The 5,689-nt window shown below is 68.7% G+C and carries 5 protein-coding genes and 1 pseudogene; 4 read left to right on the top strand and 2 right to left on the bottom strand.

What is annotated here, in order from left to right; all coding sequences use genetic code 11:
* Together HUU94_RS11315 and dxs are read right to left on the bottom strand one after the other, a co-directional pair.
* Window positions 1–327 (bottom strand): annotated as a pseudogene (locus HUU94_RS11315) (MMPL family transporter); the annotation flags it as partial.
* Between the two features lie 259 nt (window positions 328–586).
* On the bottom strand, window positions 587–2,509 hold the full coding sequence (gene dxs / locus HUU94_RS11320; RefSeq protein ID WP_174275180.1) for a 1-deoxy-D-xylulose-5-phosphate synthase: 1,923 nt from the start codon (window positions 2,507–2,509) through the stop codon (window positions 587–589).
* Window positions 2,510–2,683: 174 nt separating this feature from the next.
* Between dxs and HUU94_RS11325 the strand changes: the two genes are divergently transcribed.
* The 4 genes from HUU94_RS11325 to rpsI all read left to right on the top strand — a co-directional run.
* The gene (locus HUU94_RS11325) at window positions 2,684–3,715 is read left to right on the top strand and encodes a COX15/CtaA family protein (RefSeq protein WP_174275181.1); all 1,032 of its coding nucleotides are present in this window, start codon (window positions 2,684–2,686) and stop codon (window positions 3,713–3,715) included.
* On the top strand, window positions 3,712–4,500 hold the full coding sequence (locus tag HUU94_RS11330) for a hypothetical protein (RefSeq protein ID WP_174275182.1): 789 nt from the start codon (window positions 3,712–3,714) through the stop codon (window positions 4,498–4,500). The genes HUU94_RS11325 and HUU94_RS11330 overlap by 4 nt, the downstream gene beginning before the upstream one ends.
* Window positions 4,501–4,653: 153 nt before the next feature.
* A complete protein-coding gene (gene rplM / locus HUU94_RS11335; RefSeq protein ID WP_174275183.1) occupies window positions 4,654–5,133 on the top strand; it encodes a 50S ribosomal protein L13 in 480 nt (159 codons plus the stop codon).
* A partial coding sequence (rpsI, locus tag HUU94_RS11340; RefSeq protein WP_174275184.1) for a 30S ribosomal protein S9 occupies window positions 5,133–5,689 on the top strand: 557 nt, incomplete at its 3' end. The genes rplM and rpsI, both read left to right, overlap by 1 nt.

The raw sequence follows: 5,689 nt of genomic DNA on the forward strand, positions 1-5,689 counted from the left end.
GTCCAGCCGCGTCACCCGGCGGACGTGCGCGGCATCCCCCGCCAGCCGCGCCGCCAGCGCCGCCGCCGCCTGATCGGCAAGCTCGGCCGTCCGCCCGTCGATCACGACCAGCGTCGCATCGCCGTTGGCCGGAAACGCCGCGTCCATCCTCTTCTCGGCGACCCGCCACGGCACCTCGTCCGAGATCAGCGCGGTCGCGTCGCTGCTCATCCGGAAATGTCCCACGGCATAATATGCGGACCCCGCCACGACGAGCAGCGCCACGGCGACGCACCACCACGGCCGCGCGCAGGCAAGCCGCACCAATGAGGAAAGCCAGCGAATCACGATTTGACTCTTAACCCATATGGTACGTGTAGGACAGCGAAAAATAACGAATGACGCTAGGGCCGATCGACGTCGAACGATTCGGACGGCGCTGCCTCAAATCGACCGTCACCCCGGACTTGTTCGGGGTCCCGCTGCCTGCCAACGTGGTGGAGAAGCGGGACCCCGGCTCAAGACCGGGGTGACGTTCAGCTTGAACAGGACAGCCTCTAGAGTCGGATGGCTCCAGGGCATCCCGCTCCGCCCAACCCCGCCCCGTTCAGGCGCGAAAGCCCCCCACGATGCCGACGCTGTTGCGCCGGAGCGCGGTCTGCACCGTCTCGACGATCGCGTCGGCGTCGAGACGCGCGTCATGATATTGCGCCTCGGGCTTGTCATGATCCTGGAACGTATCGGGCAGCCGCAGCGTGCGCAGCTTGAGCCCGCCGTCGATCAGCCCCTCGTCCGACGCCAGCGTCAGGACGTGCGCGCCGAGCCCGCCGACCGCGCCCTCCTCGATCGTCACCGCCACCTCGTGCGTCGCGAGCAATTTGCGGATCAGCGCGCTGTCGAGCGGCTTGGCGAAGCGCAGGTCGGCTACCGTCGTCGAAAGTCCCTGCGCCTCCAGTCGCTCCGCCGCCGCCAGCGCCTCGGCGAGCCGCGTGCCGAGGCTGAGGATCGCCACCGTCTTGCCCTCGCGCACGATCCGCCCCTTGCCGATCGCCAGCCGCTCGGGCACCTCGGGCAGCGCCACGCCGGTGCCCTGGCCGCGCGGGTAGCGGAAGGCGATCGGGCCATCGTCATGCGCCGCGGCGGTGTGGACCATATGGACCAGCTCGCTTTCGTCGGCGGGCGCCATCACGACGAAATTGGGGAGCGTCGCCAGATAGGTGACGTCGAAGCTGCCCGCATGCGTCGCCCCGTCGGCGCCGACCAGCCCCGCGCGGTCGATCGCGAAGCGCACCGGCAGATTCTGGATCGCGACATCGTGGACCACTTGGTCGTAGGCGCGCTGGAGGAAGGTCGAATAGATCGCGCAGAACGGCCGCATCCCCTGCGCCGCCAGCCCCGCCGCGAACGTCACCGCATGCTGCTCGGCGATGCCGACGTCGAAGCTGCGCTCGGGAAACGCCTTGGCGAAGCGGTCGACCCCCGTGCCCGAAGGCATCGCCGCGGTGATCGCGCAGATTCGCGGATCGTTCCGCGCCTCGGCGACCAGCGCATCGCCGAACACGTTCTGATATTGCGGCGGGCCGGCGGGCGCCTTGGCCTGCACGCCCGAGACGACATCGAATTTCTGCACGCCATGATATTTGTCGGCCGATGCCTCGGCGGGGCCGTAGCCATGGCCCTTCTTGGTGACGACATGGACGAGGATCGGCCCCTCCTCGGCGTCGCGGACATTCTCCAGCACCGGGATCAGATGATCGAGATTGTGCCCGTCGACCGGCCCGACATAATAGAAGCCGAGCTGCTCGAACAGCGTGCCCCCCATCGCCATGCCGCGCGCGAATTCGTCGGTCTTTTCGAGCGCGTCCTGCAACGGGCGCGGCAGCTTGCGCGCCATGCGCTTGGCGAGGTCGCGCAGCGTCAGGAACGGCCGCGACGAGACCGTCCTGGCGAGATAGGCGGAGAGCCCCCCCACCGGCGGCGCGATCGACATGTCGTTGTCGTTGAGGATCACGACGAGGCGATTGCCCGCCGCCTCGGCATTGTTCATCGCCTCATAGGCCATGCCCGCCGACATCGCGCCGTCGCCGATCACCGCGATCGCCTTGCCGGGATCGCCCTTCAATTTGTTGGCGATCGCGAAGCCCAGCGCCGCCGAGATCGAGGTCGAGCTGTGCGCCGCGCCGAACGGGTCGAACGCGCTCTCGCTGCGCTTGGTGAAGCCCGAAAGGCCGCCCGGCTGCCGCAGGGAGCGGATGCGGTCGCGCCGCCCGGTCAGGATCTTGTGCGGATAGGCCTGATGGCCGACGTCCCAGATCAGCGCGTCGGCGGGCGTGTCGAACACATAATGCAGCGCCACGGTCAGCTCGACGACGCCGAGCCCCGCGCCGAGATGGCCGCCCGTCACCGAGACCGCCGAGATCATCTCGGCGCGCAGCTCGTCGGCGAGCTGGCGGAGCTTGCCGGCCTCGAGCGCCCGGATATCGGCGGGGGTGGCGACCTGGTCGAGCAGCGGCGTTTCGGGTTTCGACATCGTTTTTTCTATCTCCGAATTCCGACCCTTAGCCGTCTCTCGCCGGCGCCGCTACCGGATGTGGCCCGTTGCCCACAGCTTTGACGGCGATGCTGCGCCGAAGCCACAGCGAAGTTCGGCTGAACGCGGGATGCACGGTTGAACGCGGCCCCCCCGCCCGCCATAGGCTTGCCGGTGTTTCTTGCCCGCACCCCCTTTTCCCCCCGCCCGCGCGCGCTCGGCGGCTGGCTGCTGGTCGTGGCGGCTTTGGTCTTCGCGATCGTCATCGTCGGCGGGATCACGCGGCTCACCGAGAGCGGGCTTTCGATCACCGAATGGAAGCCGATCGGCGGTATCCTCCCCCCGCTGAACGCCGCCGAATGGCAGGCCGAATTCGCGCGCTACAAGGCGATCCCGCAATATGCCGCGTTCAACCAGGGCATGACGCTCGAAGGCTTCAAGCACATCTTTTTCTGGGAATATGTCCACCGGCTGCTGGCGCGCGCGATCGGCGTGGTGCTGGGCCTCGTGCTGCTGGCCTTCTGGTGGAAAAGCTGGATCCCCAGGGGCTATGGCTGGCGGACGTTGCTGATCCTTTGCCTGGGCGGGCTGCAAGGGCTGGTCGGCTGGTGGATGGTCGCCTCGGGCCTCACCGCGCGCACCGAGGTCAGCCACCTCCGCCTCGCGACGCACCTGCTCGCCGCGATGCTGATCTATGCGGTGCTGATCTGGACCGCGCTCGATCTGTTCGGGCGCAGCCACGGGCAGCCGCGCGCCCGGCTACGCTTGCTGCCTTTGCTCGCGATCCTCGCGCTGGCGCTCCAGCTCATCTTCGGGGCGTTCACCGCCGGCCTGCGCGCGGGCTATGCCTTTTCGAGCTGGCCGCTGATGGGCGATCGCCTGTTCCCCGCCGGCGGCTGGGCGGCGGCGAGCGTCGCGCACAACCTGCTCTACAATCCGGTCGCGGTGCAGTTCGTCCATCGCTGGTGGGCGTGGGGCGTCGCAATCGCCGCGATCCTGCTCGCCCGCGCCGCATGGCGCCGGGGGGGATCGTCGGCCGCCGTGCTCGCCGTCGCGGCGGTCGCGCTCCAGATCCTGCTCGGCATCTGGACTTTGCTCAGCGGCGTCGCGCTGCCGATCGCGGTCGCGCATCAGGCGGTGGCGGCGCTGCTGCTCGCCTGCCTCGTCTGGTGCGCGCATGTCGTGGGCGAAGCGCGGCGGCGATGATCGCGGCGGCGCTCGTCGCGACGATCGCCGCCGCCTTCGCACCCCCGCTCGATCGCTTGCTCTCCTATCGGGTCCGCGACGTCTATACGGGCGCGCATCCGGCGACGATCACCACGATCGATCGCCTCGTCTTCACGCGCGCCGGGCAAGGCATGATCGCGCATCTCACGCCGCTCGCCGGAACGGTCGATGGCCCAAGACAGGAAAGGGATGCCGTCTCGCGCCTGCTCGATCCGCTGATCGGCATCGAAACCAGCGTAAGGCTCGATCGCGACGGAAGCCCCCGCGAAGTGATCGATCCCGGCCCGGCCTGGGCAGCCTTTCTAGCCTCGCGCGCCGCGCTTCGCGCCAAGCTCGATGCCGATCGCAGCCTCCCGGCGGCGGTCCGCGCCGCCGCGCACAAGGTGCTGGATGCCGAGACGGCGCCCGCCGCGCGCGACGATCGCCTGCGCCATCCGCTGCTCCAGATCCTGCCGCCGCCGCTGCCCGCGCTCGCGCCCGGCGAATCGGCAGGCTTCGAAGCCGCGATCGCCACGCCGCGCGGCACGCTGCCCGCCAGAGGGCAGGTGATGTTGCTCTCCGCCGACGCGCGCACGCTGCGCTATCGCATCACCACCGCGACCGCGCCCACCACCGCCGGCTCGCCGCGATTTTCCGAGACGACCGAGCTCAGCGTCGATCGCGGCAGCGGGCTGCTGATCGCCCAGCATCGCGCTCGCGCGCTGATCGCCGGCGACGGCCGTTCGCAGCCGATCGGCACGCAGGATGTCACGCCGCGACCGTAGTGGTATCATGTTACCTTACGAGAAACCGGCTGTTCTGCTTGACTTTTATCGCCTTCCTTCGCTAACGGGCCTCCAGCGGCGCTGCTCCTTCGCGGGCGGCGCCGGTTTGTTTTCAGGTGTCCGCGCGGCACCTTCGCCAACTAAGGACGCCCAATGAAGGTGCTCACCAAGACCACCAAGGTGGCCACGCCCGCCACGATCGAGAAGAAATGGCATCTGATCGATGCCGACGGCCTCGTCGTCGGCCGCGTCGCCTCGATCATCGCCAACGTGCTGCGCGGCAAGCACAAGCCGAGCTTCACGCCGTTCATGGATTGCGGCGACAATGTCGTCGTCATCAATGCGGACAAGGTGCGCTTCACCGGCAAGAAGCTCGGCCAGAAAATCTATTACAAGCACACCGGCTATGCCGGCGGCATCAAGGGCATCACCGCCGCCAAGGTGCTCGACAGCAAATTCCCCGAGCGCGTGCTGGAAAAGGCCGTCGAGCGGATGATCCCGCGCGGGCCGTTGGGCCGCCAGCAGATGCGCAACCTGCGCGTCTTCAAGGGCACCGAGCATGATCATGCCGCGCAATCGCCGGAGCCGATGGATATCGCGGGCTTGAACCGCAAGAATAAGGTGGGCGCATAATGTCCGACAATCGCCAGTCTCTCGCCGATCTCGCGGCGCTCACCGGCCAGCAGGCCCCCGCGCCCGACGCCGCGGCACCCGCCGATGGCGCCGAGGCCTATCTCGCCGGCCAGATCGATGTGCCGCCATCGCCCTCCACACCGGCCATCCTGCGCGAGCAGGAGATCGACGCGCAGGGCCGCGCCTATGCCACCGGCCGCCGCAAGGATGCGGTCGCTCGCGTCTGGATCAAGCCCGGTTCGGGCAAGGTCACGGTCAACGGCCGCGATCAGCAAGTCTATTTCGCGCGCCCGACGCTGCGGCTCGTCATCAACCAGCCGTTCGCGATCGCCGATCGCGAGGGTCAATATGATGTCGTCGTCTCGGTCGCGGGCGGCGGGCTTTCGGGCCAGGCGGGCGCCGTCAAGCACGGCATCGCGCAGGCGCTGACCAAGTTCGAGCCGGTGCTGCGCGCGCCGGTCAAGGCGGCGGGCTTCCTCACCCGCGACAGCCGCACCGTCGAGCGCAAGAAGTACGGCCGCGCCAAGGCACGCCGCAGCTTCCAGTTCTCGAAGCG

The organism is Sphingomonas bacterium (genome assembly GCF_903644055.1).
In the GTDB taxonomy this organism is placed as follows: domain Bacteria; phylum Pseudomonadota; class Alphaproteobacteria; order Sphingomonadales; family Sphingomonadaceae; genus Sphingomonas_I.